The following is a 24,668-nucleotide window of genomic DNA, read 5'->3' as shown; positions in this document are numbered from 1 at the left end:
TTACGCCCGTCAATAGCTCAGTAAGCTGACCAGCTAACCCATTTTCTGAAACCGGGGGTAGGCAAATCCATTGCCATCCCCTTTTGTCTTTAAGACCAGAATCTCCTGAGTTAATCAACTTTCGACTGGGGTTAACAGCAACTGCTCCGTACTTCCACGAGAGATTTGATTGACTTTCCCGGCCCAAGTTCCGTACCTTCTCTGAGAGGTTAGATAGGCATACTTCCTATTATGGGAGTAGAGGAAAACCCTTGGGACAGCCTGAAAAAGACTCACTTTCCGGAGACGAGATGAGATTCCCTATTCAAGCGGTGATTCCTTCAACCCAAAAAATCTAGTCCATAAGCCCAGTCCATAAGCCCAGTCCATAAGCCTTTAGGAGAATTACTATGTTATTACGTCGTTTTGCAATCACTGCCGGTGCTCTAGTGGGCGCGATCGCATTCAGCGCCCCGGCCTTTGCCGATACCGTTAACCTCAGTGGCACTGTCGCGAGTACTAGCAGCGTCACCTCAACCGCTACAGCAGGGGCGACTACTCTGAGCCTGGCGGGCCAAGGCACTGCCGCCGCTGACACGGTAGTTAAGGTAGCCGATATGGCCCTCTCATCCAATAATAGTCAAGGTGTCACGCTGGCCGCTGCCGCCGGTGGCAGTTTGACCAATGGTACTGGTAGTTTAGCTTACCAAGTTCTAATTGTTGCGGATGGGGCTGCGACTCCAGTCGCGACTGACTTCACGGCTACGAGCGACAGCAAGTCAGTGACTGATTTCGCTAGCGGTGTAGCTGCCCGAGATCTTTATATTGAGTATGACGCCCCTGCTCTTTTAGATCCAGGCACTTATACCAGCACCATCACTGTGACTGTGACCGACATCTAGGTCATCCTACCTTGATCCCCTGTATCTGACTTGTGTCTATAGCTGAAGAACAAAAGGGCGGGGAAATGACCCCCGCCCTTTTGTTTTCTAAGCTAAGACTGAATCGCTTAAGTATTACAATGCTAAGTAGTCAATCAAAATTAATTACATGCCTTTTGCAGAGCAAAACCTGATGTCATGCCGTTCGCGGAGCGACGCTGAAAGCGTAACTGGTCGAGGCATCTCACCCAGAAGCATCAGCGTTCGAGAGATTCCACCCTGCGGGAAGCCGCAAGCGTCTACGCTCTGCTCGGAATGACAAGTTCTTTTATGTAAATTTCAATGCTCAGGTACTTAATTCTCCAATCGTATTAATAAAAACTATTGTGCCGAAATAGCCTTTCCTGATCATTATGGGAAATCCCTGACTTAGGGGGTGATTCGTATCAAACTCATGAAACTGGGGTTTCTGATTCTCTTCCTATCTGCAATCCCCACTCCTGCTCTAGCGCTACCTACACTCGCGACCAGTCCAACTGCTGTCGTCAGTTCTCTGGACCTGGACGGAGAGGGAACAGCGACAACCCATATTGTTAAAGTGGCCGACCTATCCTTTTCCACGGATAGTGCCCTGGGCTTAACGCTTTCTGTAACTTCTGGCTCGCTCACCAAGCCTGATGGGGTAGATATTGATTTTCAGGTGGTCACCGTCCTCGATAATGATGTAGCGCCTTCAGAGGGAGACTTTTCAGTGCCATCCGGGTCAGTATACACCTACACCACGAGCGGCGCTGGAAATCATAGCCGGGATCTCTATATCCTATACCGCCCAGCAGCTCTACAGGATCCAGGAAACTACGCCAGTACGATCGATGTCTGGGTTGACGATAATAACTAAAACTTGCTTACAAGTAGTAAAGCAAGGTTAATTGCGAAATTTAGTGAAACAAAGCCTGATGTCATGCCGAGTCCGTCGAGGCATCTCGCTCAGAATCATCAGTAGCTGAGAGATTCCTCGCTCTGCTCGGAATGACAATTCCTTCTATGTAAATTTCATTGTTGAGGTATTTATGTTGAATTCAAGGCCCCTTTTAGCATCTGTGTGCTGCTTGAGGCGCTATTGGGAATATTAGGCGAAATAGAGGGCAAGCAGCTGGACCTATTTTTCGGATGTAGCAGCTTCTCTATTGAGCAAGTACTTAATCAGGATGGCTCCTATGAAAGGATTATTTCAGACTGCGATCGCTGCGCTTTTCCTGACATTAGCGTATGTCAATCCCACCTTAGCGTTTCAGCTTAAACCAATCTCTCAGGTGTTTGCCCCCATTGGCAATGAGGCGACCCGGTCCTACACAGTGATCAACGATAGCGACGAACGGATTGCGGTGGAAGTCTCGGTAGTAGAACGTAGCATGGCAATTGACGGGCAGGAGACTTACAATCTGGCCGACGAAGACTTTTTGATTTATCCCCCCCAAATGATTTTGGAGCCTCAAACTGTGCAAACGGTTCGAGTCACCTGGCTGGGTGACCCCGAGCCGTCCCAGGAGCTAGCCTACCGCCTGGTGGCTGAGCAGTTGCCGATTAGCTTAGTCGCGCCGGATCAGCAGGCAGCGCGGCCGACGGGTTCGGTGCAAATTTTGCTGCGCTATCTAGGCTCTTTCTACATTCGCCCGACAGGGGCTACGGCAAATGTCCAACTCGATTCGGTAGAGGCGATTACTAACGCCGGGGGAGAGGCTCAGGTGGCGATCACGCTGTCGAACCAGGGCACCGCCAGCACCCATTTACGAAACCTGCAGGTGACTCTAACTGCTCAGGAGACCCCGGTCACTCTAGGACCCGATCAGTTGGAGGGAATGGTCGGCCAGGTGATTCTCGCAGGACATCAACGACGCTTTGTGATACCGCGCCCCGCTAATCTACCGAACGGTCCGATTAGCGCAACATTTCAGTACCAACCGCGCGAATAGGCGATCGTCGGCTCTGGCACTGGAAGATTGACTGTTGCCCACGAATATAACTATTTCAATCACGTCCTAGGCCTTTTGGATTGACCAACCCGATCGCTTCGAGCCGGTTGGAGGGACTGTATGTTACCCATTGTTTTAACAGCGCATGGCTGCGCGGTGGCAGCACCGCCAAATCTGCTGCCAGATGATTTATCGCCCGTTCAGGCGAAGCGCAGGACAATGGGGGACATTTGTGAGGTCGCTGATGTAGCTCCCGAGCCAGAACCAATCAAGCCAACTCCCCGATTGTCAACGGCAGAGGGGTCCCGAGTGATGGCTCCAGCGCCCGTTCAGGCAGAGCGCATACCGATAGAGGAGACTCATGAGATCGCTCATACGGCTCCCGAGCCAGAACCAATCGAGTCAGCCCCCGGCTTTTCAATGGCGGAGTCTCCCCGAGTGACTGCTCCAGCTGCTCCTGCGTTTTCGCCTGCCTCAGCCGACAGTACTCAAGCCGCTGATTTACAGGCCAGGAGCGGGGTATGGACGCCGCAACCAACCATGCCTGCACCCCAACTCTATCAATCGCCCTCGTTGGCCTCTGCCCAGTCTCCTCCTAGCCAGGCAACCGATGCTCCTGAGGAGGAGCCTGCCAGCCCCGCTCCAGCTTCAGACGAGTATCCTGCTGCTAGCGCGATCGACCCGGCGACGGACGCTTCCCCCGAGCACTTCCCTACAGCTGAGTCGGCTAACAGCCCAGAGACCGATCAAGTGTTTGAGGACGTTTTTGGTCGCCCTCGCAATCTCACCCCCCAACCGGTTGTGGTGCCTCTATTCATCGATCAGCAGCAACGGGGACAGGTCTTTTTGCAACTGCCAGGGGGCAATCAAGCAGACATTTTGATCGACGGCAGCGATCTGCTTGAAGCTACTGCGAACCTGGTGCGGCCTGATATTCAAGCTCAGCTATCAGCGGCTGTAGACGAAACCGGCCAAATCAACCTCCGCGATATTCGTCAGATGGGCTTGGAAGTCAATGTTGATGAGCGTCGGCTGGAACTGCAGATGCAGGTACCTGCCGCCCTCAGGGCGACTCATGTATTAGACGTGAATAGCCGCGACCTGCCTATGGGCTATGACACCGCACTGCGACCTAGCCGGACCAGTGCCTACGTCAATGTCCGCGGCGGCCAAGCAGTGGTCTGGTCTGGCGATGCCAGTGAAACAGGTCGGCAGCCGGTGCTGCTGAACTTCGACGGTGCCCTTAACATTGGCGGTTGGGTTTTAGAGGGCCAGGTCGATTTTACCGAAGGGAACAGCTCTGCCTGGCAGCTAGGCAACTTCAGCCTGGTGCATGATGATATTTCCCAAGCCGTCCGATATCGAATCGGCGATCTGTCGGTGCCCACTCGCGGCTATCAGAGTAGTATCCCGATGGGTGGCATTACTGTCGCGCGCAACTTTTCTTTACAGCCTTTCCGAGTCACTCGACCCATTAGCCGATTTGAGTTTTTCCTGGAACGTGAGGCCACCGTCGAGGTCTTTGTTAATGGCCGACTGGTGCAGACCCTGCAGCTTGAGGCTGGTCCACAGGATGTGCGAAACCTGCCGTTGAACGCGGGCATTAACGGAGTACAGCTCGTCATTACCGATTCTGTCGGCCAGGTACAGCGACTCGACTTTGCTACCGGTGTCTCCAGCGATCTGCTAGCTTCAGGAGTCCAGCAGTTTGCCTATAGCCTGGGCTTGCCTTCAGAACAGTCAGGGTTCGAGCGCCAATACGACGCTAGTAAAACGGTGCTCACGCTATCCCATCGGATTGGAATTACCGACCAGCTGACTCTTGGGGGATATTTTCAAGGAAATTTAGAACGGCAGCTGCTGGGTGTTGAAGGAACCTGGGCCACATCTTTTGGGAACTGGACCTGGGATGCAGCGTTCAGCCGCGATTCTAGCTTTGGCAATGATTTTGCGATGCGAGTCTTCTATGATCTTCTGCAGGGAGGAGTTTCCGGCGATAATCAGAAATCTCTGAGAATCGGTCTGGAATACCGAGGTGAAGACTTTGTCTCCCTTGGCGAAGAAGACCCATCTAATCCTAACAGTCTGGATTTGACGGCGTCCTATAGCCAGCTGATTTTTGGCAATATGCGGGCGACTCTCAGTAGCCGTTATCAAATGACTCGCAATAATACAGCGAATGCCTACGACCTTGGGCTATCTATCACTCAGCCGTTGAGACAGGGCTTCAACCTTTCCCTCAATGGCAGCTATGGGGTAGATACCGATGGCGAGCCGATCCAGCGAATTAGTGTAGGCTTAACCTCATCTCTGCCAGGACAACGGCAAAGGATCACCAGCACCACTACCTTGGACCCATCCGGGAGAACCACCAGTCGGATGAACTGGAACTACAGCTCTCCCCGCGCTCTCAACAGCATCAGCAACACTCTAAGCCTTTCGCTCAATGCCAATGATATAGGTGTCACTAACCAGACCCGATATCAAGGCTACCGAGCCTTATTGAATTTGGATCATAGGATTACCCCGGGTCATTCACGGGAAACAAGCTCCCGCCTGACCTGGGGAACGGCTCTAGTCTTTGCCGATGGCATCTTCGGCTGGTCTCGGCCCATTGACAACAGCTTTGCCATTGTTACCCGCCAGGGCACGGCTGAAGGTCGGCTTGTTCGGGTCAATCCCAGTCAAACGGGTGACCAGGGAAGAGCTAACGGGAGCGGACCAGCGGTGCTGCCAATTCAACCTTATACATTGACTACGCTGTCTCTAGATGCTCCAGATTTACCCGTTGGCTACGACCTGGGTGCCAGCAGTTATACCCTGCTACCCTCCTACCGAAGCGGCACCGTCATTGCTGCTGGGACTGAAGCGACGGTGTTTATTCGCGGTGTACTGGTGGGTGTCGAAGGTCATCCAGTATCCCTGCAACGAGGCGTAGTTGAATCGCTCTCAGACCCAGACTGGCCCGATGTGGAACTCTTTACGAATCGGGTTGGACGATTTGCCCTATTTGGGTTCAAACCCGGTTCTTATTCTGTACGAATGATAGGCTTAGAAAATGGGATAACGGAGTTTGTCATCCCGGAGCAGGCTTCTGGTCTATATGAGGTAGGGACTCTGAGACTGCCAGTAGCCGTAAAGGCCGCGCCTTCCCGTTTTCTTCTCGATTGATCTTTAACCTTTGGCAGTTGAGGATCACTCAGGAGACTCCTATGGCTTTATTTGACGCTAGCGACATGCTGTTTTCGCGTGTGGTGACGCTGATGAGTCTGGTGGTGTGCGGTATCAGCCCGTCGGTCAATGCGGCTCTACGCAGTGTGCATGGGGTCGGCAAAATTGAAGCGGGTTTGCCTGATTATTATCTGGCTGATGAAATCCGCCGCGTTCATGACGGCATGATGATTGCGATTCCACCGGCTCAGTGGTTGCTGCTTGCACAGCTCGATTTGGGAACGACCGGTGAGCTGCTTAAACAGCTGGCTGGGCAGGTAGAGCTATCTCAGTTTCGCTCTCATCCCTGAGGCAAAAAAAGAAGATGCCGAAGCCGAAACCTCAGAAAAAAGACCTCATGTCTCAACGGTCCGTTTGCCCGCTAATGCTAAAGAAAACAATAAAGTACCTTGAAAGAGCTGGTATAATATGTTGATGTCGAAGAAAAAACATCTAATTGTCTTTTCTTGTCTTTATCCCAAAAAAATCAAGATAGCAACTGGTGTCTTTCTATCGTCATGATGAAGAAATTTTATAACCATGGACGATCGTCTTTGCTAGGATCGCTCCATGAGACGTAAAGAACTTAGCCAGGCTACCTTTGCCGAACTCAATCACTCTTTAAAGAAAGCAGACCTAGAGATCAAAGTAGACCTAGAGAGTCTCTGATAAACGCTTAACAGGGCACCGAGTCTTTGCTTAATTATCATAGCAGTCATGGCACAAACTCAAACAAAATCTTTTTTTTGGCATGAGCTTTCTAATCAAGAAGCGATTAAAAAGTTCAATAGTAATTTAGAAAAAGGTCTGACTGCCGAAGCGGTTGCGAGTCGCTATGAAACCTATGGTTGGAACCAGCTGCCAAGCCATCCAGGAAAGCCAGGCTGGCTGAAGTTTCTATTGCAGTTTCATCAGCCGCTGCTCTACATCCTGCTGCTCGCTGGAGGAGTCAAAGCGTTTTTAGGGTCTTGGACAAATGCCGCCGTGATCTGGGGAGTTATGCTGATCAATGCGGTGATTGGCTATGTGCAAGAAGCCAAAGCAGAGGGCGCGATCGCGTCCCTAGCCAAAGCCGTAACCACAGAAACTACAGTGCTGCGAGGAGGACAGCTATTGCAGGTGCCGTCGCAAGACCTGGTTCCGGGCGACATCGTGCTGCTGGCCTCGGGGGATAAAGTGCCCGCAGACCTGAGGCTGCTGAAGGCTCGCAGCCTGCAAGTGGATGAGTCTGCCCTGACCGGCGAATCCGTTCCCGTCGAAAAAACCATTCAACCCCTGCCGCCGGAGACTCCCCTAGCAGAACGCACCAACATGGCCTACGCAGGCAGCTTCGTCACCTTTGGACAGGGCACGGGCATTGTCATTGCCACGGCAGACGCCACGGAGGTCGGGCAGATTTCCCAATCGATGGCGCGCCGAATTAACCTGAGTACGCCGCTAACCCGCAAGTTCGCCAAGTTCAGCCGCCTTTTGCTCTATGTCATTTTGACGCTGGCAAGCTTGACCTTTGCCATCGGGCTGGGACAGGGAGAGTCATGGGTTTACATGTTTGAAGCCGCCGTGGCCCTGGCGGTGAGTGCCATTCCAGAAGGGTTGCCCGCCGTAGTCACAATCACGCTGGCGATTGGGGTCAACCGCATGGCTCGGCGTCATGCCATTATCCGCAAACTGCCCGCAGTCGAAGCTTTAGGGAGCGCTACCGTCGTTTGTTCCGACAAAACTGGAACGCTTACAGAAAACCAGATGACGGTACAGACCATTTATGCTGGGGGGCAGCTTTATCGGGCTAGCGGTAGTGGCTACAGTCCCAAAGGCGAAATCAGCCGCTTGGTTCACAGCGGCTCGAATCCCGACGCTATAGAACAGCCGTTTGAGGATGGCTTACCGCCAGCGCTGGAGGAATGTCTAATCGCTGGTGCCCTGTGTAATGACGCTCAGCTCAAGCAGGACGGAGAACATTGGTCTGTCGTCGGCGATCCGACCGAAGGGGCCTTACTGACCGCGGCAGCTAAAGCCGATCTCAGCCAGTCTGGGCTAGTTGCTGCCAGACCCCGATTAGACTCTATTCCGTTTGAATCCCAGTATCAATATATGGCGACGCTGCACGATACTGAGTATCGGGTCGTCTACGTCAAAGGATCGGTTGAAGCGCTATTGAGCCGCTGCACTCAGATGGTAGACAGCCAAGGTCAGGAAATTCCGCTGGCGCGATCGCCGATTGAGCAGGCCGTTGAAGCGATGACAGCGGGGGCACTGCGCGTTCTGGCGTTCGCGAAAAAAGCGGTGGCTGCCCACCAGCATTCGCTAGACCATAGCGACATCGCGACGGGACTCGTGTTTTTGGGACTACAGGGCATGATTGACCCACCCCGCCCGGAGGCGATCGCGGCGGTTCACGCCTGTCGGACGGCTGGCATTCAGGTCAAGATGATTACTGGAGACCACATTGCTACCGCCCAGGTCATTGCTCAGCGCATGGATATCCCCAAAGCAGAGCGGGTGCTGGCGTTTGAGGGCAGGCAGCTCGCCCAGATGGACGATGGTCAGCTCGCTCAGGCGATCGAAGCCGGGGATGTCTTTGCCCGCGTTGCCCCCGCCCAAAAGCTGCGCCTGGTCGAAGCGCTCCAGTCTAAAGGAGAAGTCGTAGCGATGACCGGCGATGGGGTGAATGACGCCCCAGCCCTCAAACAGGCTGACATTGGCATTGCTATGGGAAAAGGCGGCACCGAAGTTGCCCGCGAAGCCGCCGACATGCTCCTCACAGACGACAACTTTGCCTCCATTGCTGCGGCTGTGGAAGAGGGACGCACCGTCTATCAAAATCTGCGGAAAGCGATCGCGTTTCTCTTACCCGTCAACGGCGGCGAGTCGATGACGATTCTCATCAGCGCTCTACTTGCCCGAGATTTGCCGATTCTCTCGCTACAGGTCCTATGGTTGAACATGATCAATTCCCTCACGATGACCGTTCCTTTGGCCTTTGAGCCCAAGTCAAAGGGCACCATGCAGCAGCCGCCACGCAATCCTTCCGAACCGTTGGTGACCCGAAAATTATTACATAGAATTTTAGCGGTTTCAGTCTTCAACTGGATTCTTATTTTTGGCATCTTTGAGTGGGCAAAAACGACCACCGGGGACGTTGCCGTAGCTCGAACTATGGCGATTCAAGCGCTCGTTGCGGCTCGCATTATCTACCTTCTGAGCATTAGCCAGCTGGGGATGAGTTTGCTCAACTACATTCGCCGCCGCTCCCCCGCTGTGACGAATGCTCCCATTCTAATTGTGGGAATTGTTGCTGCCATTATTCTACAGATTGTGTTTAGCCAGTGGTCGGTGATGAACACACTGTTCGAGACGGCACCGCTCACCGGGAATCAGTGGCTTGTTTGCCTACTCCCAATGGTCCTGATGGTGCCAATGGCAATGTTGGCCAACGCTATTGACCCACCCCAAGCAAAAGCCGGACGCGCTCGGTAACTCTCGCTAAAACAAGCCACACAAGGTGTTGCGGCTGCCTAGAAAAGGTTTTGCGATCGCTGAAACCCTGGATTTTGCTAAACTCAACCGTTAGCCCAGCTCTTTGTCCGTCGTCAGCAGGCTCGTCAATGCTTCGAGTTGTGAAATTATCTCTCCTACCTGCGCTTCACTAAAGCGTTCGATAAACACCTGATCTAAATCTGCCAGCACCAATCTCGCCATAGACATCAGCCGCTCACCTTGTTCAGTAAACAGAATCTGCTTCTGCTTGCCGACACCTTCCCTTTGTTCCAAATAACCAACCTGACAAAGCTCCTTGACCGTTTTAGAAACCATCTGCCGTGACACCTGCAACCGGCGGGCAATCTCGGCACCATAGTTAATACCACAATCCAGAGCGCTGAGAAAATCGAGCGTGGAAGGGGAAATAGCACTAAAACCTCTTGAGTGGAGGCATTCGGCCACGTACTCGGTAAACCGACTGTGGAGGGTGGCAGAAGCGAATACTAACCTTAGAGATTGGCTATCGGCCATGGAAATGCCACGCTTTGTAAACTCGGTTGACACGAAGTAATCACTCCCTTATGCTTATGTCAACTTAGTTTACAACCGCGCCGTTGGGTTTTCACGCTTATTTATTCCATGCTGGAGGCTGCCATGAACAATACCCGTCCCCTGCGTACCGCACTATTGGCCAATGCCGTTTTTTCTGTGACCTGTGGTCTACTGCTGCTGGCTTGGCCTTCGCTTATCGAAGGTCTGCTGGGCATACAGGCACCCTTGATTTTGCCACTGGTGGGCTTAGGCCTGCTGCTCTTTGCGATTGACCTGCTGCATCAGGCTACGCGGCCACGCCTGGCGACCTGGCGTGCTCTGTATGCCTGTGCTGGGGATTTTCTCTGGGTGCTTGGTTCCGTGCTAGGGCTACTGCTGTTTCATCGCCTGCTTTCTGCGACTGGGACCGCGACGCTGCTGACAGTTGCCCTGATCGTACTGACCTTTGGGATTTGGCAGCTGTGGGGGATTGATCGGACTCACCGAGCAGAAGACTCAGCACTATATCGACACTGTCTGGTTGTACGCACCAAAGCCCCAGCGACTGACATGTGGGATGTGATTGGGCGGATGGGCGATATTCAAAACTACACATCATCGCTGGTCAGGTCGGAGATGCTTGATGGCAAGTCACCCGGTGTTGGTGCGGTCCGGCGCTGCACCGATCGAGCCGGCAGGCGCTGGGCTGAGGAGTGTATTGATTTTGAGGTAGGCCATTCATTCACAGTCCGTTTTGTCTCTGAGGCCCCAAATTTTCCGTTCCCAGTCAGCACTATGGTCGGCGGATGGGAGGTCATCTCGGCTGGCACCGGTTCTGATGTGATGGTGTGGTGGGAGCTTGCGCCCAAGCCGCGCTTTCTAAGCCCTATCCTATTGCCAATTCTGGCCTTCTCTGCTGACCGCGACCTAGTACAGATTATTCAGCGTATGGCAGAGGATGCGTTAGGTCAGAACGACATCCCTAAAAATAGTCAACAGGCTAAAAGGTACAGCTTTTGAAGTCGCATCTTTAGTCGCGCTGGAAGGTCGGCTGGTTTACACCGAGCCGCCCGACTGGTACTCTCCCACTCGCAATCTGCTGGGGTCAGGTCTTACTCGCGGCTGACCGCCCAAATGAGGCAGAGGCGGCTTTCTGTGCCGACCTCGCCGCTTACCCGGCCAACAGCTGGTCACTCTACGGCCTCAGCCAAAGCCTCCAAGCTCAAAATAGAATGGCTGAAGCAGGTCGGTATATGAGGTTACCCGTATGTAGCTTCCTAATCATGGACAAGTTGAAGAGGCTGGTCTTAAACTGTTCAAATCTCTATCTAAAATATGTTGAAGGCCTTATTCATGCCAAATCTCCAGACGGTAAAGCGACAGTTGCAGAAGCTTAAGCAGGTCCATGCTTTTGTCGCCCCTTTCGTCGTTATCCCAATCATCCTGACTCTGATCACGGGCTCACTCTATCAGGCTTTCGCTCTGCTAGGGCGGGCTGGTGATGCAGGCTGGCTGCTGAGCATTCACAAGGGAAACTTCGGCCCTCTCCACTTAGACGTTATCTATCCCTTTCTAAATGCCTTAGGTCTGTTGTTTATGGCCATCACCGGCGGCAAAATGTGGTTAGATCTGCGGCGTATTCGCAGCCGTAGCAGGGCTTCCTAGTCCTAAGACGCCATCAGCTAACTCCCTGATAAAACTAACAGGTACGCCAACCGATTTGATACCGACGATGCCATCCGTCGGGTAATGATGGGCTTGCAGATGTTAGCGATCGCGGCTCTGTCCGTCAATGTTCACCACGCCCTTGGGGAAAGTTCTATCAGGTTGGACCTAGCTCACTCCCGCATTCCAGCGGCCATGAAGTTTACGAGCTGCGAAATGGTTTGCTGAACATCTTTTGGGGCGCTGCTCTGCAATAGCGCGTTAGGCTTACCAGCCTCGGTTTGGACGCGCACTAAGGCTGCGACTACGAGGTCGAGCTTCCAGCGGAGCCGCGATCGCGACTGTTCCGGCAAGGCTCTTTGCAGCGCATCTAGAGAAGCTTCTTCAATCGCTCCGAACTCGCTATTAGCAATGCTTTGAATCGGCTCAGGCTCCGTTCGACAGCGGCCCATAAACTGGGCTCGAACCATCCTAGAGCCCTCATCCTGGACGATGAACTCCAAACAGGGAGCCAAAAAGGCCGTCAGGATGGCTTCCACCGAAGGCGACTCAGACTGACCTTCCAGCTCAGACAGCCGCCGCAGCTGTTGCTTTACGACGGGCTGGGAAATCCGGGCGACGACGGCCCGCAGTAGCTCCTCCTTAGAGCCGAAATGATAGTGGACAGCGGCTAAATTCGCCCCGGCTTCGTTCACGACGCTGCGTAGGGTGGTGCTGGCAAAGCCCCGTTCTGCAAACATTTTCTCAGCCACATCCAGCAGCTGGGTTTTGGTGTCGGTAGAAGCGGCATTGCTCATAGTGATTCGGTCGTGTGAATACCATCCTAAGCGAAGACGGTTCGGGAGCTGCCTTTAGGCAAAACTAGAAGGAGCAAAGCCAGGAAAATCGAAATTAGCCTTGCAATTTGTTCAAACGTACGTTTTAATCTTATCAAACAAACGTTTGAATGCTATCATCCTCAATCTGACTCGCAATGCAATCCCATCCCCCTTCTCTAAACCCTAACTCTGTCAGTACTTCACCCAAAATCAAGGATAGGCTGCAAAATCAGGTTAGCCGTCATGCTCGGCTGCTCATCGGTCTAGGGATAGGCAGTCTGCTGCTGATTGGCGTACCAGCTGTCAGAAAGCAGCTTACGGCCCTGCCGACAAGCGCGACTGAAGCCACAGAAGCTTTGCCAGTGGATGTTCTGACTGTTGAGCCTGTCTCTAGCTATCAGGTGTCGCGGTCGTATACGGGTGAGATTGTCGCTCTGCGCACCAGCGAGCTAGGGTTTGAGCGCAGCGGTCAGCTGACTGACGTTTTGGCAGAAGAGGGCGATCGCGTTTCTGCCGGGCAGTCCCTAGCCCAGCTCGATACCCGCAATCTGCAAACCCAGCGACGGCAGCTAGAGGCCCAAAAAGCTCAGGCGCTAGCTCAGCTGACCGAACTCCAGGCCGGACCCAGAGCGGAAGACATTGCCGCTGCTGCCGCCGCCGTACGCGACCTGGAGCAGCAGCTGGCGCTCCAGCAAACCCAGCGCAATCGCCGGGAATTTCTCTATCAGGAGGGCGCGATTTCGAGAGAGCAGCTAGACGAATTTTCCTTCGGGGCAGAATCTCTGGAAGCGCGCCTAGATCAGGCCCGCAGCAATCTTCAAGAGCTGCAAAACGGCACTCGCCAGGAGCAAATTGTTGCCCAGCAGGCCCTGGTTCGACAGTTCGACGCCCAAATTGCCGATGTCGATGTCAATATCCGCAAAAGCACCCTGACTGCCCCCTTTGACGGCGTGATATCGACTCGCCAGGTAGACGAAGGCACGGTCGTTAACGCGGGCCAGTCCGTCATCCGTCTGGTCGAAAACGCAGCCCCGGAGGCCCGTATCGGTATGCCTAGCACCGCTGTCAACCGGCTCCAGATCGGGCTGGAGCAGACCCTTAGGCTGGGCGGCAAAACCTACCAGGCAACCGTGAACTCTATCCTGCCAGAGGTAGACCCGGACACGCGCACCCAGGTCGTTGTTTTTACCCTGGAATCATCGGCCATTCCCAGCCTCAGCCCAGGCCAGACTGCTCGGGTTGAGCTAACTGAAACCATTCCCACCGACGGCGTTTGGCTCCCCTCAGAGGCCCTAACCCAGGGCATTCGCGGACTCTGGACCAGCTACGTGATAGTCCCTTCAGAAAATGCTGACGAAGACATCTACACCGCAGAGCCCAAATCCGTCGAGATTCTACACCAAGCCGACAACCGCGTACTCGTTCGCGGCACTCTACAGCCCGGCGAACGCATTGTCGCCACCGGCGTCCACCGCCTGGTCCCCAACCAACAAGTCATCCCCCTCCACCCCTAAGCCATAGGGCATGGCAACCATGCCCCTACCCTATTGCCTTCCCATCACCCCATCACTCCCCTCCCCTCCCCATGGTCCGCCCCTTCTACCAAAACATCCGCCTCCTCATCCTCACCATCATCCTCATCCTCGGCTGGGGACTCTCCTCCTACCAGGGACTGCCCCGTCAAGAAGACCCTGAGCTAGTGGCCCGCACGGCTGTCGTGACAACCGCCTTTCCAGGGGCGAGTGCTGAGCGGGTCGAGGCTCTGGTCACGACCGTGCTGGAAGCAGAAATCGCCGAAATTGAAGAGGTTGACGTACTGTCTTCTACTTCGCGGGTAGGCTTCTCTATCGTCTCCGTCGAACTGGTTGACGCTGTCGAGAACGCCCAGCCGATCTGGTCGAAGGTGCGCGATCAGATGGATGATGCGGCAGCTCGGTTTCCACCAGGGGCAGCAGAACCGGAGCTGGAAGAAACCAATATGAAGGCGTACACCATCATCACGTCGCTCACCTGGAATCTACCCGACGCGCCCAACTACGCCGTGCTGCGCCGCTACGCCGAGGAGCTAGCGGTAATCATGCGGGGCGTAGAGGGCACCGAAGAGGTGGAATTTTTTGGCAGCCCCGATGAAGAGATTCTGGTAGAAATTGACGCGGCAGAGCTGGTGGGCGTCGGACTGTCGCCGCAGCAGCTGGCAAATCAGGTCAGCCTCAGCGATGCCAAAGTCAGCGCTGGACAGCTGCGCAGCCCGGATCGGAACATTGCCATGGAGGTGGAGAGTGAGCTAGAAACCCTAGAACAGATTCGCCAAATCCCCATTCAAACTGGCAATGGACAGTTCACCCGGCTTAGCGATATCGCCCGGGTAGAGCGCGGTGTCCGCTATCCCCTGACCGATCGGGCAATCATCAGCGGCAAGCCTGCGGTAGTAGTCGGCGTGATGATGAAATCGGGATTGCGCATTGACCAGTGGGCGGCAGAAATGCGGGGCGAAATTGAGGCGTTTCGCGATCGCGTTCCTCAGGGCGTCAGTCTCGATATCATCTTTGACCAGAGTGGCTATGTGGCAGACCGGATCAGCACCCTGCTGTCGAACTTGGTGATGGGTGCCGGGCTGGTGGTCGGCGTGACGCTGGTGTCGATGGGCTGGCGATCGGCGATTGTGGTAGGCGCTGCCTTACCGTTAAGCATCTTCGCCGTGTTTGGCTGGATGAGCGTCTTTGGCTTGCCCATTCACCAAATGTCGGTCACCGGGCTGATCATCGCCTTGGGTCTGCTGATTGACAACGCGATCGTTGTTGTCGATGAGATTCAGACGGAGATGCAGCACGGTGAGGACCCGCGCCATGCCGTCACCAAAACGGTGAAGTATCTACAGGTGCCGCTGTTTGCCTCAACGCTGACAACGGTAATGACGTTTTTACCGATTTACCTCCTGCCAGGGGGTGCAGGCGAGTTTGTCGGCTCTATTGCCTTAAGCGTGATTCTGTCACTGGTTTCTTCGCTAGTCATCTCCTTAACGGTGATTGCTGCCCTAGCGGGGCGCATGCTGGGCAATAGCACGCATCACTATGAAGCAGCCCGCCAAAAATCTCAGAAAAGCTGGCGCGACCAAATCGTGATGACGTTAATGAAGCCAGGTGCCTGGTGGAATGAGGGGATTTCGCTGCCGGGTCGGCCCTACCGCTGGTCGATCGGACGAGCTGTCGCACGACCCCGGCTGGCGATCGCGCTTTCCCTCTCTATTCCGCTGCTGGGCTTCATTCTGGCACAAACAATAGACAACCAGTTCTTCCCGCTGCTGGATCGCGATCAGTTTCACATCGAAGTAGAGCTGTCTTCGCAAACTGCCATTGAACAAACCGAAGCCAAGGTGATGCAGGCGCGGCAGGCAATTTTGGCGCATAAAAACGTGCAAAATGTCCACTGGTTCGTGGGCGAGAGCGTTCCCAAGTTTTACTACAACCTGACGGGCAGTCGCCAAAACCAGCCCTACTATGCCCAGGCCATGGTGCAGCTAAAGTCCGAAGACGGCGTGCAGGCCCTGGTACGGGAGCTTCAGGAAGAGCTGGATACGCTGCTGCCTGCGGCCCGGATCATCGTGCAAAAATTCCAGCAGGGACCGCCGTTTAATGCGCCCGTAGAAATGCGTATCTATGGCCCGGACCTCACCGAGCTACGTCGTCTCGGCATGGAAGTCCGAAAGATGATGACCACAATTCCCGACGTGATATCAGTGCGAGATGATCTAACGGAAGGTCGCCCGACGCTGAGCCTATCGGTGGACAACGAACAGGTGCAGCAGGCCGGGCTGAGCAATACAGCCATTGCCCAGCAGCTCGCCGCCTATTCTGAGGGGGTTACCGGCGGTGCTATTCTCGAATCTACCGAAAACTTGCCGGTGCGGATACGGCTCTCTAACCGCGATCGCGCCAGCCTGCAGGCCCTAGCTTCCCTCGATCTGCGTCCCGATCAGGCTCAGGACCGTGAATTTCGCCCGACTTCTGCCCTCGGCGAATTTGACCTGTTGCCCCAACTCGCCAGCATTGCCCGCCGCGAAGAGCAGCGGGTCAACACGGTACAGGCGTTCGTCACTTCTGGGGTGCTACCCGATACGGTGCTCACCGCCCTGCAAGAAAAGCTGGAAGCCGAGAATTTCCAACTTCCCTCCGGCTATCGCTATGAGTTTGGCGGCGAATATGCCGAGCGTCAAACGGCGGTAGGCAACCTGCTGCTGTACGTGCCGATTCTGGCGCTCATTATGGTAACGGCTTTGGTGCTGTCCCTGGGTTCCTTTCGACAGGCGGGCATCATTGCTGCGGTGGCCGTGGCTGCCATCGGCATGGCACTGTTTTCGCTGAAAATCTTCGACTCGCTGCTGGGCTTTATGGCCATCGTTGGCACGATGGGCCTAGTGGGCATCGCTATCAACGACTCCATCGTCGTGTTGAGCGCCTTCAATGAAGACCCAGCAGCGAGCCAAGGTGACCCTAGAGCGGTGCAGCAGGTGCTGCTCAAGGCGACTCGCCATGTTCTCACCACCACCGTGACCACGATAACGGGCTTCATTCCTCTATTGATGGGTGGCGACCCTTTTTGGCGACCCCTGGCGATCGCGATCGCCGGCGGCATTGGGGGTTCCTCGCTGCTGGCACTGTACTTCGTGCCGGCAGCCTATCTGCTGCTGTGCCATCGCAAAAAAACTTCAGCCTAATTGATTGACGTTGCTTTGGAGAAAGTCTCTTGTATTTTTCACTCTGGCGCTATCTGAGTCAGCCCATCGGGAATGACTCTCGTCCGTTCACTTTGAACCCTTGCCGATTCTGGCAGGCCTACAAATTGCAGCATCTAAAGCGCTGCTTGAACAATGTTTATTTAGAAGAATGCTGGAACACTGACTACGAAAAGTTTGTAGAAGCTCACCGCAGCTTTTGCGATCGCACTCATCTAGAAGAAGATCCGGTCTGGCTGATTGAGCGCTGCTGGCATAGTCAAGCTCGTTACTATCATCCCGATTACTTCGAAGATGGCTATCTCAAAGATATCTCTTTCTTTGACCGCGATTCATAGATAGCTTGACGGCCAGGCTCAGCTGCTAGGTCAATCTTTTCCCTATAGACAAACGTTGTATCACAAGGAGAAAATCCATGACTAATCAAACTGATGTTCTCGTGACCGGAGCCGGACCGACCGGCCTCACAGCTGCTGTCGAACTCGTACGACGCGACGTTAAGGTGCGCATTATCGAGCGCCGCAGCCAGCCTTCCACTCGGAGTAAAGCCCTCGTGATTCACGCCCGCACTCTAGAATTTATGGATATTTTGGGCGTGGCTGATGACATGGTGCGTCGAGGGTATACGTCCCCTGGCATTGACTTCAGTGCCAACGCTCAAAACCCACTGCGAGCAAATATGTATGGCCTCGATACTCGCTTTCCGTTTATCCTGATTCTGCCCCAGGCGGAGACAGAAGCTATTCTCGAACGTCGTTTGAATGAGCTGGGTGTTCAAGTTGAGCGGAATTGCAAGCTGACCCAGTTTACTGAAACTCAGGACGGCGTCCGAAGTACGGTTGAAAACGCCGACGGCAGTTCCTTCGAGATTGAGTCCCGCTATTTAGTGGGAGCCGACGGGGCTCACAGCATCGTCCGTAAAACCCTGGGTCTGCCGTTTGAAGGTGCTTCCTATGACTGGACAGCGTTTCTAGGCGATGTTCATCTCCATGGGCATCACGCTGAAGGCGGTACAGAGCAACATTCCAACGATCGCGGCTTAGCTTTTATTGTCCCCTTCGACGACGGCTCTCACCGCATTGTTACCATCGACCGCAAATATCAGGGCGACCCCAAAAAAAGCGATCTCTCCCTTGAAGAACTGCAAGAATCGATCAGCGCTATTTTAGAGAAGCCCGTTGAGCTCAGTGACCCAGTGTGGCTGACCCGCTGGGGCTCTTCCCTGCGGCTGGCATCTCAGTATCGAGTCGGGCGTGTCTTCCTCGGCGGCGATGCTACTCATACCCACAGTCCGGCTGGCGGTCAGGGATTGAATACCGGCGTCCAGGATGCCTTTAACCTGGGCTGGAAGCTGGGCCTCGTGGTTAAAGGTCAAGCTCCGGCTACGCTGCTGGATACCTACAATGCCGAACGGCATCCCATTGGCAAAAAGATATTGCGGACGAGCGATTTTCTCTTACGAAGCCTGCTGCTGCGTCAGCCGATACTGCGATCGCTGCGGGAGCTGCTCTTTCGCCTGCTGATTCCACTGCCGTTTGTCCAGCGCAGCCTAGCGCTCAATCTCTCAGGGCTGGGTATTCAATATGACACAGGCGATGGCGATATGACAGGTCAGCGTATCCCTGATATGGCCCTGATGACCGGTGAGCACGATATTGTTCGGCTTTATGAGCTGCTGCGCTTTCCAGGCTATACGCTACTGCTGTTCATTAACCCAGACCAGGCCCGGGCCACGCGTGGGGCTATTGACACCATCACGGGCTACAGCGATGATGGCCTGCGGCTGCACATAGTTCTAAATAATGGCCTGCCGGAGCTGCACCAGTTTGGGGCTAGCACCCTGGTAGACTATCGCGGTGATTTTGAGACTCGGCTAGGAGCCAAAACCGGGCGGGCGCTGCTGCTGCGGCCTGACGGCTATGTTGCTTTTGACCTGGATCAGTGGGATGAGGGCGCGATCGCTAATTCCTTAGAAGCCTGGAAGCAAAGCCTCTAGACTTCTCAACAAGCCCGCAACCAGCTAAATCATCCTTGATAACAGCTACGGGTGATACGCCCTAAGAAACACGTACACAGCACCATCGGCTACCCGGTCGATTTCCGACTGGGTAAACGACTGGCGAATATGGAACAGCTGCTTATGAAAAATATCGGCCCGGCAGAGCTGCTCAAACTGACTGGCCGCCAGCTCGATGTCGTCAATCTTTAGGTCGCCCCGCGCCACCGCGGCGGCTAAGAACTGAGCCAGACGGCGGACGCCTAGGTCTGGGCCGGAGTCAAAAAAGGTGCGGGCGAGATCCGGGAAGCGAGGCGTTTCGGCGGCGACCAGTCGAAAAATGCTGTGCATCGCGGGCGACGTCAGCAGCTTCGCAATATGCTGGGCAATTTCCCGCAGCGTTGACTCGGTATCCTCAGGATTTGAGATTTCAAAGATCTGGCTGATTTGCCTCTGACATTCGCCTTCGACAAACGCTCTGAATAGGGACTGCTTATCGGGAAAGTAGTTATATAGCGTTCCCTTAGAAACCCCGGCCCGCCTGACGATTTCATCGGTACTCGCACCCTCATAGCCGAGCTCTAAAAAGGCGGTCTTGGCCCCCTCTAAAATTTGACGGGCCTTTGGACTCTTCAGGTCTAGCGGGGTCTTGGCAATCATAAAAGCTAACTGAACCGTTCGGTCACCTTGACAACATCTGAAAGTAATGGTACCACAAGAGTAAATGACTGAACCGTTCGGTCATTTCGGGAAATAATCCGCTTTGGAGGAAAGACAAATGGCCAAGATAGACATCCTGATTGTAGGCGGTGGTCCCTCAGGGCTGATGGCAGCCTCACTGCTGGCAAACTACGGAATCAATATCCGGCTAATTGACAAGAAAGCCGCTTTCTCGGAGAACTCAAGGGCGCTAGTCATTCAGCCCCGCTCGCTAGAGCTGCTAGAGCAGATGGCCATTGTCGATAGCTTCCTGACCCAAGGACGCCGGGTTCGGGGGGGAGTGCTACACGAGCACAGCGGCAAGACCGAAATCAATATCTATGGCGCGGGGGACGGTAAAACGCGCTACAGCTTTGGTCTCATGCTTGAGCAGAGCGAGACGGAAAAGCTGCTCTATCAGCACTTACAGAGCTTGGGTCGCAGTCTGGAGTGGGAAACCGAGCTGACAGCGCTGCAGCAGGACGAGGCAGGCGTCCGAGCCGACCTAACGCGCTTCGATGGGGAAACGGAGACCGTCCAAGCCCGCTATGTGATTGCCGCCGACGGTGCCCACAGCCTAATTCGCAAGCAGGTCAATATGCCCTTTACCGGAAATACGGTCGAGGAAAGGTTTATGGTCATGGATGCCACGGTGAACGGAGAGGTGGGGGACGCGATCGCGCTCAACTTTAGTCGCAAAGGAGACATTGCTCTCTTCCCACTGCCAGCCGACCGGCGCTATCGAGTGATCAGCACCCTGCCGCCCGAATTCGGGGAGGAAGACCCCACCGCTGAGGACTTCTGCGATTTTGTGCACAACAATTTTCCGGGACATCCTGAAGTCAGCGACCCGGCTTGGTATACGTCCTACCGCATCCACAGCCGTAGCGTCGAACATTTCAGCAAAGGCCGTATTTTCTTTGTTGGTGATGCCGCCCACATCCATACCCCGGTTGGTGGCCAGGGTATGAACACCGGCCTGCAAGATGCCCACAATCTGGCCTGGAAGCTGGCGCTAGTGGTGAAAGGTGAGCTGTCCGAGAAGGCCCTCGACTCGTACCATGCCGAGCGCCACCCAGTTGCCCAAAAGCTGCTCAAAACAACCGACCAGATTTTTCAAACGATTAGTGAACAGGCCCCAATGGCCAACTTTATTCGAGCATACCTGTTTGCACCTCTAATCAAGCTAGTCACTCGCCTGCCGGGCGCACAGAAACAGCTCTTTCGGATCGTCAGTCAAACGGGTATTGACTACGATCGCGGCTGGTTAATTCAAGACAAAACTAAAGGGTTTCCCAAGGCTGCCCCCGAACCGGGTAAGCGATGGCCCTACGTCAGCTTTGTTCAAAAAGATAGAACCGTAAGCAGCTATACGCTCCTCGACTATGCCCACCATCATCTTTTTGTATGCACTCGTGAGGGCAATATTGAGCCTCTACTCAAGCTTAGGGAAGCGCTCGAAGCGACCTTTAGCCTCAAAGTCCATATTGTTACGCCCAACGCGCAGCCTAACACGCTAGGCTGTGACACTAAAACTCTCGCCAGGTTTCACGGACGCAATTCCACCGCCTACCTCGTTCGCCCTGATGCTTACCTAGCCCTTAGAACAAACGCGGTTGAGGCTGACGCCCTTCACCAAGCAGTTCAGAGCTATTTCGGTGTATCGCGGACTAAGACCGCTAGTCCCAAAACTACCGACCCAGCCCTGATGCTGCCAAGATAGCTGTAGACAGCGCCTTCCTACGCAATCTGAGATTGCGTAGGAGAACAACAGGCCCATGCTAACTCAGGTAGGGGCATTATTCACCAGGATCAGTTGCTGCCTGGGCGAGCCCATCTAGGACTCCGGCAATCCGGTCGAGCAGCTCATCGCAGCCTTCGACGCTGTGGCGCTGTTTCAAATAGGCAGGCTGGTTATAACCGAGCCAGACGCGATCCTGAGCATCCTGCCAGATCAGGGCCTTCTGCGGCAGATCGATTGCGACGGATTGCTGGCACTGCATCAGTGGCGTTCCCACGGCGGGATTGCCAAAAACAATCAGCTCGGTGGGCCGCAGTTCCAAATCTAAAGAACGCCCACAAACATCCCCAGCCAGCGTTGCCATTTCATAGCCTACCTTCAAAAGATTGCCCCCTAATTCTATGACCCCGGCTGTCGCGCAGGTGAGTCTTTGACCAGTTTAGGCAGGTTGCCAGGTGGGTCGCTGGTAGGTTTTGAGGAACTGCTCAATTTTTCTGAGGGCGCGATCGCAGCCATCCACGGCGGTGCTCGAAAGCGGGTCGCCCAGGTTGTAACGTTCGGTCGCAACCTGCAGCAGCCAGGACTGGGGATGACGTCCGTAGATCCTGCGGGTAAGATTCAGCAAGGCCCAGGGGCTACAGCTGTGGGTGCTGGAAGAAACCGTGTTGGGAACCTGGCTGCCTACTACAATCGGATCAAGTTGGACCGTTTGGGCACAGCGCTCCCCGCAGGCATCGACAAAAATCACGTATTCGGCTGCGGCAATGTCGGCGGCGAGCGCTGGCGTGAGCTGATGCACCGCTATCGGCTTAACCGATGGGAGCTGCCAGTCGGCCACAGCTTTGGCGACCTTGGGACCGACGGCATCGTCGCCGCGCTGCTCGTTCCCGTAGCCAATGACCAGAAAGCGGTATTGGGTAGAAACTTGAGCGGTTGCAGTAGGCATTGCAGTGAGCATGAGAAGCCTCCTAGAGAAATCGGTCTTCAGCTTCAGCATAAAAAGTAGATCTGAGGATCTTATGAAGCCTTGGGTCGGGTCGCTTTCCCAGCCCAGTCGCAGATCCGCAGATACTGGGGTGAAAAAAGCTCAGGGCATGGAATTGAACGATTTGATCCAGGTTCATGACATAGCCATCGAGTCGCGGCAGACGATGGTATTGAGCGAAACATTTTTACTGAAAGAACGCCAGCAGCGCCTGGAGCGTTTCGGCGGGGGCTTCTTCTGGGAGGAAATGGCCGCCGGGGATACTGTAACCCTGAACTTGGGACGCGCGATCGCGCCATACCTCCAGTACGTCATAGCAGCGCTCCATCGCCCCGGCCTGCCCCCAAAGCAGCAGCAGCGGGCATTGAATTTTCTGATCCTGGTCGGCTTCGTCGTGAGCTAGGTCAATGGTGGCAGCAGCCCGGTAGTCTTCGCAGGTGGCGTGGATCGTCTCGGGCTGGCGAAAGCAGCGCTGATACTCAGCCATGGCCTCGGGGCTAAAAGCTTCAAAGCGGGCACTCCAGCGACGCAGCTTGGCAGACAGGTAGTAGTCTGGGTCCTGGCCAATCAGGTATTCGGGAAAGCCATCGGGCTGGATCAGGAAAAACCAATGTTCATAGATCGTCGCCATCTGCTGATCGATCGTGTTGAAAACGTGGCGAGTCGGCACAATATCCAGCAGCGCCGCTCGGCTGACCCGCTGCGGATAGTCAAGCAGCAGCCGATGCAGAACCCGCCCGCCGCGATCGTGGCCGACTGCCCTAAACTGCTCAAAGCCAAGCTGCTGCATCACCGCCACCTGATCCGCTGCCATCCTGCGCTTGCCATAGGCCGCATGGGTCGAGTCGGCGGGTGGCTTGTCGCTATCGCCGTAGCCCCGCAGGTCGGTACAGACCACGGTGAAGCGCTGAGCGAGCTGAGGCGCGACCCGATGCCACATCACATGGGTTTGGGGATAGCCATGCAGTAGCAGCAGCGGCGGGCCGCTGCCGCCTACCCGCGCAAAGATGGTCGCCTCAGCGGTTTTAATCCGCTGGCTGATAAACCCCTCAAACATCTAGGCTTCGATAAACTGAAATAGAGCGGAGATCAGGCAATTGATTATAAGAGCTCATCTGGGTTAAGGAAAACTGCTATGAACGACGCTGATACCATTATTCGTCAGAGCCAGCTGCTGGGTCGCCTGGTAATGGACTATGACACCACCGAAGAAGTCGGCCAGGTGGAGCAGCTTTTAGTCGAGGTTAAATCGTCTCAGGTGAAGGGTCTAACCTGCAAATCGGGCTTTTGGGGCCGCAGCCAGCAGCGCTTCAGCTGGGAGCAGCTGAAGAATATTGGCCATGACGGAATTTTGGTAGAGGGGGAGCGTGACACCCCAGACCTGGACGCCGCCCAGCCCATGATTGGCCTGGAAGTCTGGACAGATGCCGGTGACCGAGTCGGCCACCTGATCGATTTTTGTCTGGATATTCGCACGGGAACCGTGACTCGCTACCTGTTTGCCGCTGAGCGCGACACCATCGAAGGGGTCTATGGCCTCTCGGCGGCGGCCTTGATTAGCGCTGGTCGCAAGCGAATTATGGTCGGGGCCGAAGCCATCGAGCAGGCCGAGCTCTACGCCGATGGCCTCGACCCAGCTACTGCCCAGTCCGAGTTTGACCCCACCGACTGGCGCTCCTTTGCCAAGGGTGCTCAGTCACTGGCCGAGCAGCTCCAGGCTCAGACCGAAAAACTCTCCCAGCAGAACCTGCCTGAACTAGCAGACCAGCTGCGTGAGAAAACTCAGCAGGTCAAAGACCAGATGCAGCAGCGGGTTTCTGAGGCAAAAGATCGCTTGCAGAGCAGTTCGTTTCAGCGGCCAGAACCCTTCTCTCCCAAAGCCTCAAAAGCAAAAGGAAACGCTAAAGAAACAATTGATATTGAAGCGTTTGAAGTTTGGGAAGATGACGAAGAGACTTCCTGACTCAGGCGGCAAAGC

At 54.8% G+C, this 24,668-nt stretch carries 19 protein-coding genes and 1 pseudogene; 14 read left to right on the top strand and 6 right to left on the bottom strand.

From position 1 onward, the window contains the following. Nucleotides 1-389 precede the first annotated feature (389 nt). The 6 genes from IQ241_RS01620 to IQ241_RS01595 all read left to right on the top strand — a co-directional run bounded on the left by IQ241_RS01620 (nucleotide 390) and on the right by IQ241_RS01595 (nucleotide 9,520). On the top strand, nucleotides 390-881 hold the full coding sequence (locus tag IQ241_RS01620; RefSeq protein ID WP_193904666.1) for a hypothetical protein: 492 nt from the start codon (nucleotides 390-392) through the stop codon (nucleotides 879-881). A gap of 433 nt (nucleotides 882-1,314) precedes the next feature. After that, nucleotides 1,315-1,758, top strand: a complete 444-nt coding sequence (locus tag IQ241_RS01615) for a hypothetical protein (RefSeq protein WP_193904665.1) — start codon at nucleotides 1,315-1,317, stop codon at nucleotides 1,756-1,758. A gap of 319 nt (nucleotides 1,759-2,077) precedes the next feature. Continuing rightward, nucleotides 2,078-2,833, top strand: coding sequence for a fimbrial biogenesis chaperone (locus IQ241_RS01610; RefSeq protein ID WP_193904664.1), 756 nt, complete (start codon nucleotides 2,078-2,080; stop codon nucleotides 2,831-2,833). Nucleotides 2,834-3,145: 312 nt separating this feature from the next. Continuing rightward, nucleotides 3,146-6,004 (top strand): fimbria/pilus outer membrane usher protein, encoded by a 2,859-nt coding sequence (locus IQ241_RS01605; RefSeq protein WP_193904663.1) that lies wholly within the window; start codon nucleotides 3,146-3,148, stop codon nucleotides 6,002-6,004. A gap of 41 nt (nucleotides 6,005-6,045) precedes the next feature. Continuing rightward, nucleotides 6,046-6,354 (top strand): cupin domain-containing protein, encoded by a 309-nt coding sequence (locus tag IQ241_RS01600; protein WP_193904662.1) that lies wholly within the window; start codon nucleotides 6,046-6,048, stop codon nucleotides 6,352-6,354. Nucleotides 6,355-6,760: 406 nt separating this feature from the next. Continuing rightward, entirely contained in the window at nucleotides 6,761-9,520 is a 2,760-nt protein-coding gene (locus tag IQ241_RS01595) for a cation-transporting P-type ATPase (protein WP_193904661.1), read from the top strand. A 90-nt stretch (nucleotides 9,521-9,610) separates the two neighbouring features. Here the strand turns inward: IQ241_RS01595 and IQ241_RS01590 are convergent, their stop codons facing one another. Then, nucleotides 9,611-10,054, bottom strand: coding sequence for a MarR family winged helix-turn-helix transcriptional regulator (locus IQ241_RS01590; protein WP_193904660.1), 444 nt, complete (start codon nucleotides 10,052-10,054; stop codon nucleotides 9,611-9,613). A gap of 123 nt (nucleotides 10,055-10,177) precedes the next feature. Here IQ241_RS01590 and IQ241_RS01585 point away from each other — a divergent pair, with 123 nt between their 5' ends. Then, nucleotides 10,178-11,074: an SRPBCC family protein gene (locus tag IQ241_RS01585; RefSeq protein WP_193904659.1), complete on the top strand. Its 897-nt coding sequence runs from the start codon at nucleotides 10,178-10,180 to the stop codon at nucleotides 11,072-11,074. A gap of 333 nt (nucleotides 11,075-11,407) precedes the next feature. Continuing rightward, a complete protein-coding gene (locus IQ241_RS01580) occupies nucleotides 11,408-11,719 on the top strand; it encodes a PepSY domain-containing protein (protein ID WP_193904658.1) in 312 nt (103 codons plus the stop codon). A gap of 173 nt (nucleotides 11,720-11,892) precedes the next feature. On the opposite strand, the gene IQ241_RS01575 is transcribed toward IQ241_RS01580, so the two are convergent. Beyond that, nucleotides 11,893-12,516 (bottom strand): TetR/AcrR family transcriptional regulator, encoded by a 624-nt coding sequence (locus IQ241_RS01575; protein ID WP_193904657.1) that lies wholly within the window; start codon nucleotides 12,514-12,516, stop codon nucleotides 11,893-11,895. A 176-nt stretch (nucleotides 12,517-12,692) separates the two neighbouring features. Between IQ241_RS01575 and IQ241_RS01570 the strand changes: the two genes are divergently transcribed. The 4 genes from IQ241_RS01570 (at nucleotide 12,693) to IQ241_RS01555 (ending at nucleotide 19,265) form a co-directional block, all read left to right on the top strand. Then, a complete protein-coding gene (locus tag IQ241_RS01570; protein ID WP_193904656.1) occupies nucleotides 12,693-14,051 on the top strand; it encodes an efflux RND transporter periplasmic adaptor subunit in 1,359 nt (452 codons plus the stop codon). Between the two features lie 71 nt (nucleotides 14,052-14,122). Continuing rightward, entirely contained in the window at nucleotides 14,123-17,251 is a 3,129-nt protein-coding gene (locus IQ241_RS01565; protein ID WP_193904655.1) for an efflux RND transporter permease subunit, read from the top strand. A gap of 125 nt (nucleotides 17,252-17,376) precedes the next feature. Further along, entirely contained in the window at nucleotides 17,377-17,607 is a 231-nt protein-coding gene (locus IQ241_RS01560) for a hypothetical protein (RefSeq protein ID WP_228021270.1), read from the top strand. Between the two features lie 77 nt (nucleotides 17,608-17,684). Further along, a complete protein-coding gene (locus tag IQ241_RS01555; RefSeq protein WP_193904653.1) occupies nucleotides 17,685-19,265 on the top strand; it encodes an FAD-dependent monooxygenase in 1,581 nt (526 codons plus the stop codon). Between the two features lie 45 nt (nucleotides 19,266-19,310). Here IQ241_RS01555 and IQ241_RS01550 read toward each other — a convergent pair whose 3' ends face one another. Next, nucleotides 19,311-19,925, bottom strand: a complete 615-nt coding sequence (locus tag IQ241_RS01550) for a TetR/AcrR family transcriptional regulator (RefSeq protein WP_193904652.1) — start codon at nucleotides 19,923-19,925, stop codon at nucleotides 19,311-19,313. A gap of 118 nt (nucleotides 19,926-20,043) precedes the next feature. Between IQ241_RS01550 and IQ241_RS01545 the strand changes: the two genes are divergently transcribed. Then, nucleotides 20,044-21,687 carry an FAD-dependent monooxygenase gene (locus IQ241_RS01545; protein WP_193904651.1) on the top strand — a complete coding sequence of 548 codons (1,644 nt, stop codon included), beginning with the start codon at nucleotides 20,044-20,046 and terminating at the stop codon, nucleotides 21,685-21,687. Between the two features lie 76 nt (nucleotides 21,688-21,763). On the opposite strand, the pseudogene IQ241_RS01540 reads toward IQ241_RS01545, so the two are convergent. The 3 genes and pseudogenes from IQ241_RS01540 to IQ241_RS01530 all read right to left on the bottom strand — a co-directional run. Then, nucleotides 21,764-22,036: pseudogene (locus IQ241_RS01540) on the bottom strand (DUF302 domain-containing protein); the annotation flags it as partial. Nucleotides 22,037-22,144: 108 nt separating this feature from the next. Continuing rightward, nucleotides 22,145-22,663, bottom strand: coding sequence for a hydrogenase maturation protease (locus tag IQ241_RS01535; protein WP_228021269.1), 519 nt, complete (start codon nucleotides 22,661-22,663; stop codon nucleotides 22,145-22,147). Nucleotides 22,664-22,877: 214 nt separating this feature from the next. Next, on the bottom strand, nucleotides 22,878-23,747 hold the full coding sequence (locus IQ241_RS01530) for an alpha/beta fold hydrolase (RefSeq protein WP_193904648.1): 870 nt from the start codon (nucleotides 23,745-23,747) through the stop codon (nucleotides 22,878-22,880). A gap of 78 nt (nucleotides 23,748-23,825) precedes the next feature. Here IQ241_RS01530 and IQ241_RS01525 point away from each other — a divergent pair, with 78 nt between their 5' ends. Further along, nucleotides 23,826-24,653 carry a PRC-barrel domain-containing protein gene (locus IQ241_RS01525; protein ID WP_193904647.1) on the top strand — a complete coding sequence of 276 codons (828 nt, stop codon included), beginning with the start codon at nucleotides 23,826-23,828 and terminating at the stop codon, nucleotides 24,651-24,653. Nucleotides 24,654-24,668 lie beyond the last annotated feature (15 nt).

Source organism: Vasconcelosia minhoensis LEGE 07310, assembly GCF_015207255.1.
Lineage (GTDB): Bacteria > Cyanobacteriota > Cyanobacteriia > Phormidesmidales > Phormidesmidaceae > Vasconcelosia > Vasconcelosia minhoensis.
This window is presented reverse-complemented; position numbering and strand designations above follow the sequence as displayed.

Bases quoted from the DNA above. Each gene is read 5' to 3' on its own strand.
- IQ241_RS01620 (WP_193904666.1), top strand. From the start codon at position 390: ATGTTATTACGTCGTTTTGCAATCACTGCCGGTGCTCTAGTGGGCGCG.
- IQ241_RS01615 (WP_193904665.1), top strand. From the start codon at position 1,315: ATGAAACTGGGGTTTCTGATTCTCTTCCTATCTGCAATCCCCACTCCT.
- IQ241_RS01610 (WP_193904664.1), top strand. From the start codon at position 2,078: ATGAAAGGATTATTTCAGACTGCGATCGCTGCGCTTTTCCTGACATTA.
- IQ241_RS01605 (WP_193904663.1), top strand. From the start codon at position 3,146: ATGGCTCCAGCGCCCGTTCAGGCAGAGCGCATACCGATAGAGGAGACT.
- IQ241_RS01600 (WP_193904662.1), top strand. From the start codon at position 6,046: ATGGCTTTATTTGACGCTAGCGACATGCTGTTTTCGCGTGTGGTGACG.
- IQ241_RS01595 (WP_193904661.1), top strand. From the start codon at position 6,761: ATGGCACAAACTCAAACAAAATCTTTTTTTTGGCATGAGCTTTCTAAT.
- IQ241_RS01590 (WP_193904660.1), bottom strand. From the start codon at position 10,054: ATGGCCGATAGCCAATCTCTAAGGTTAGTATTCGCTTCTGCCACCCTC.
- IQ241_RS01585 (WP_193904659.1), top strand. From the start codon at position 10,178: ATGAACAATACCCGTCCCCTGCGTACCGCACTATTGGCCAATGCCGTT.
- IQ241_RS01580 (WP_193904658.1), top strand. From the start codon at position 11,408: ATGCCAAATCTCCAGACGGTAAAGCGACAGTTGCAGAAGCTTAAGCAG.
- IQ241_RS01575 (WP_193904657.1), bottom strand. From the start codon at position 12,516: ATGAGCAATGCCGCTTCTACCGACACCAAAACCCAGCTGCTGGATGTG.
- IQ241_RS01570 (WP_193904656.1), top strand. From the start codon at position 12,693: ATGCAATCCCATCCCCCTTCTCTAAACCCTAACTCTGTCAGTACTTCA.
- IQ241_RS01565 (WP_193904655.1), top strand. From the start codon at position 14,123: ATGGTCCGCCCCTTCTACCAAAACATCCGCCTCCTCATCCTCACCATC.
- IQ241_RS01555 (WP_193904653.1), top strand. From the start codon at position 17,685: ATGACTAATCAAACTGATGTTCTCGTGACCGGAGCCGGACCGACCGGC.
- IQ241_RS01550 (WP_193904652.1), bottom strand. From the start codon at position 19,925: ATGATTGCCAAGACCCCGCTAGACCTGAAGAGTCCAAAGGCCCGTCAA.
- IQ241_RS01545 (WP_193904651.1), top strand. From the start codon at position 20,044: ATGGCCAAGATAGACATCCTGATTGTAGGCGGTGGTCCCTCAGGGCTG.
- IQ241_RS01535 (WP_228021269.1), bottom strand. From the start codon at position 22,663: ATGCTCACTGCAATGCCTACTGCAACCGCTCAAGTTTCTACCCAATAC.
- IQ241_RS01530 (WP_193904648.1), bottom strand. From the start codon at position 23,747: ATGTTTGAGGGGTTTATCAGCCAGCGGATTAAAACCGCTGAGGCGACC.
- IQ241_RS01525 (WP_193904647.1), top strand. From the start codon at position 23,826: ATGAACGACGCTGATACCATTATTCGTCAGAGCCAGCTGCTGGGTCGC.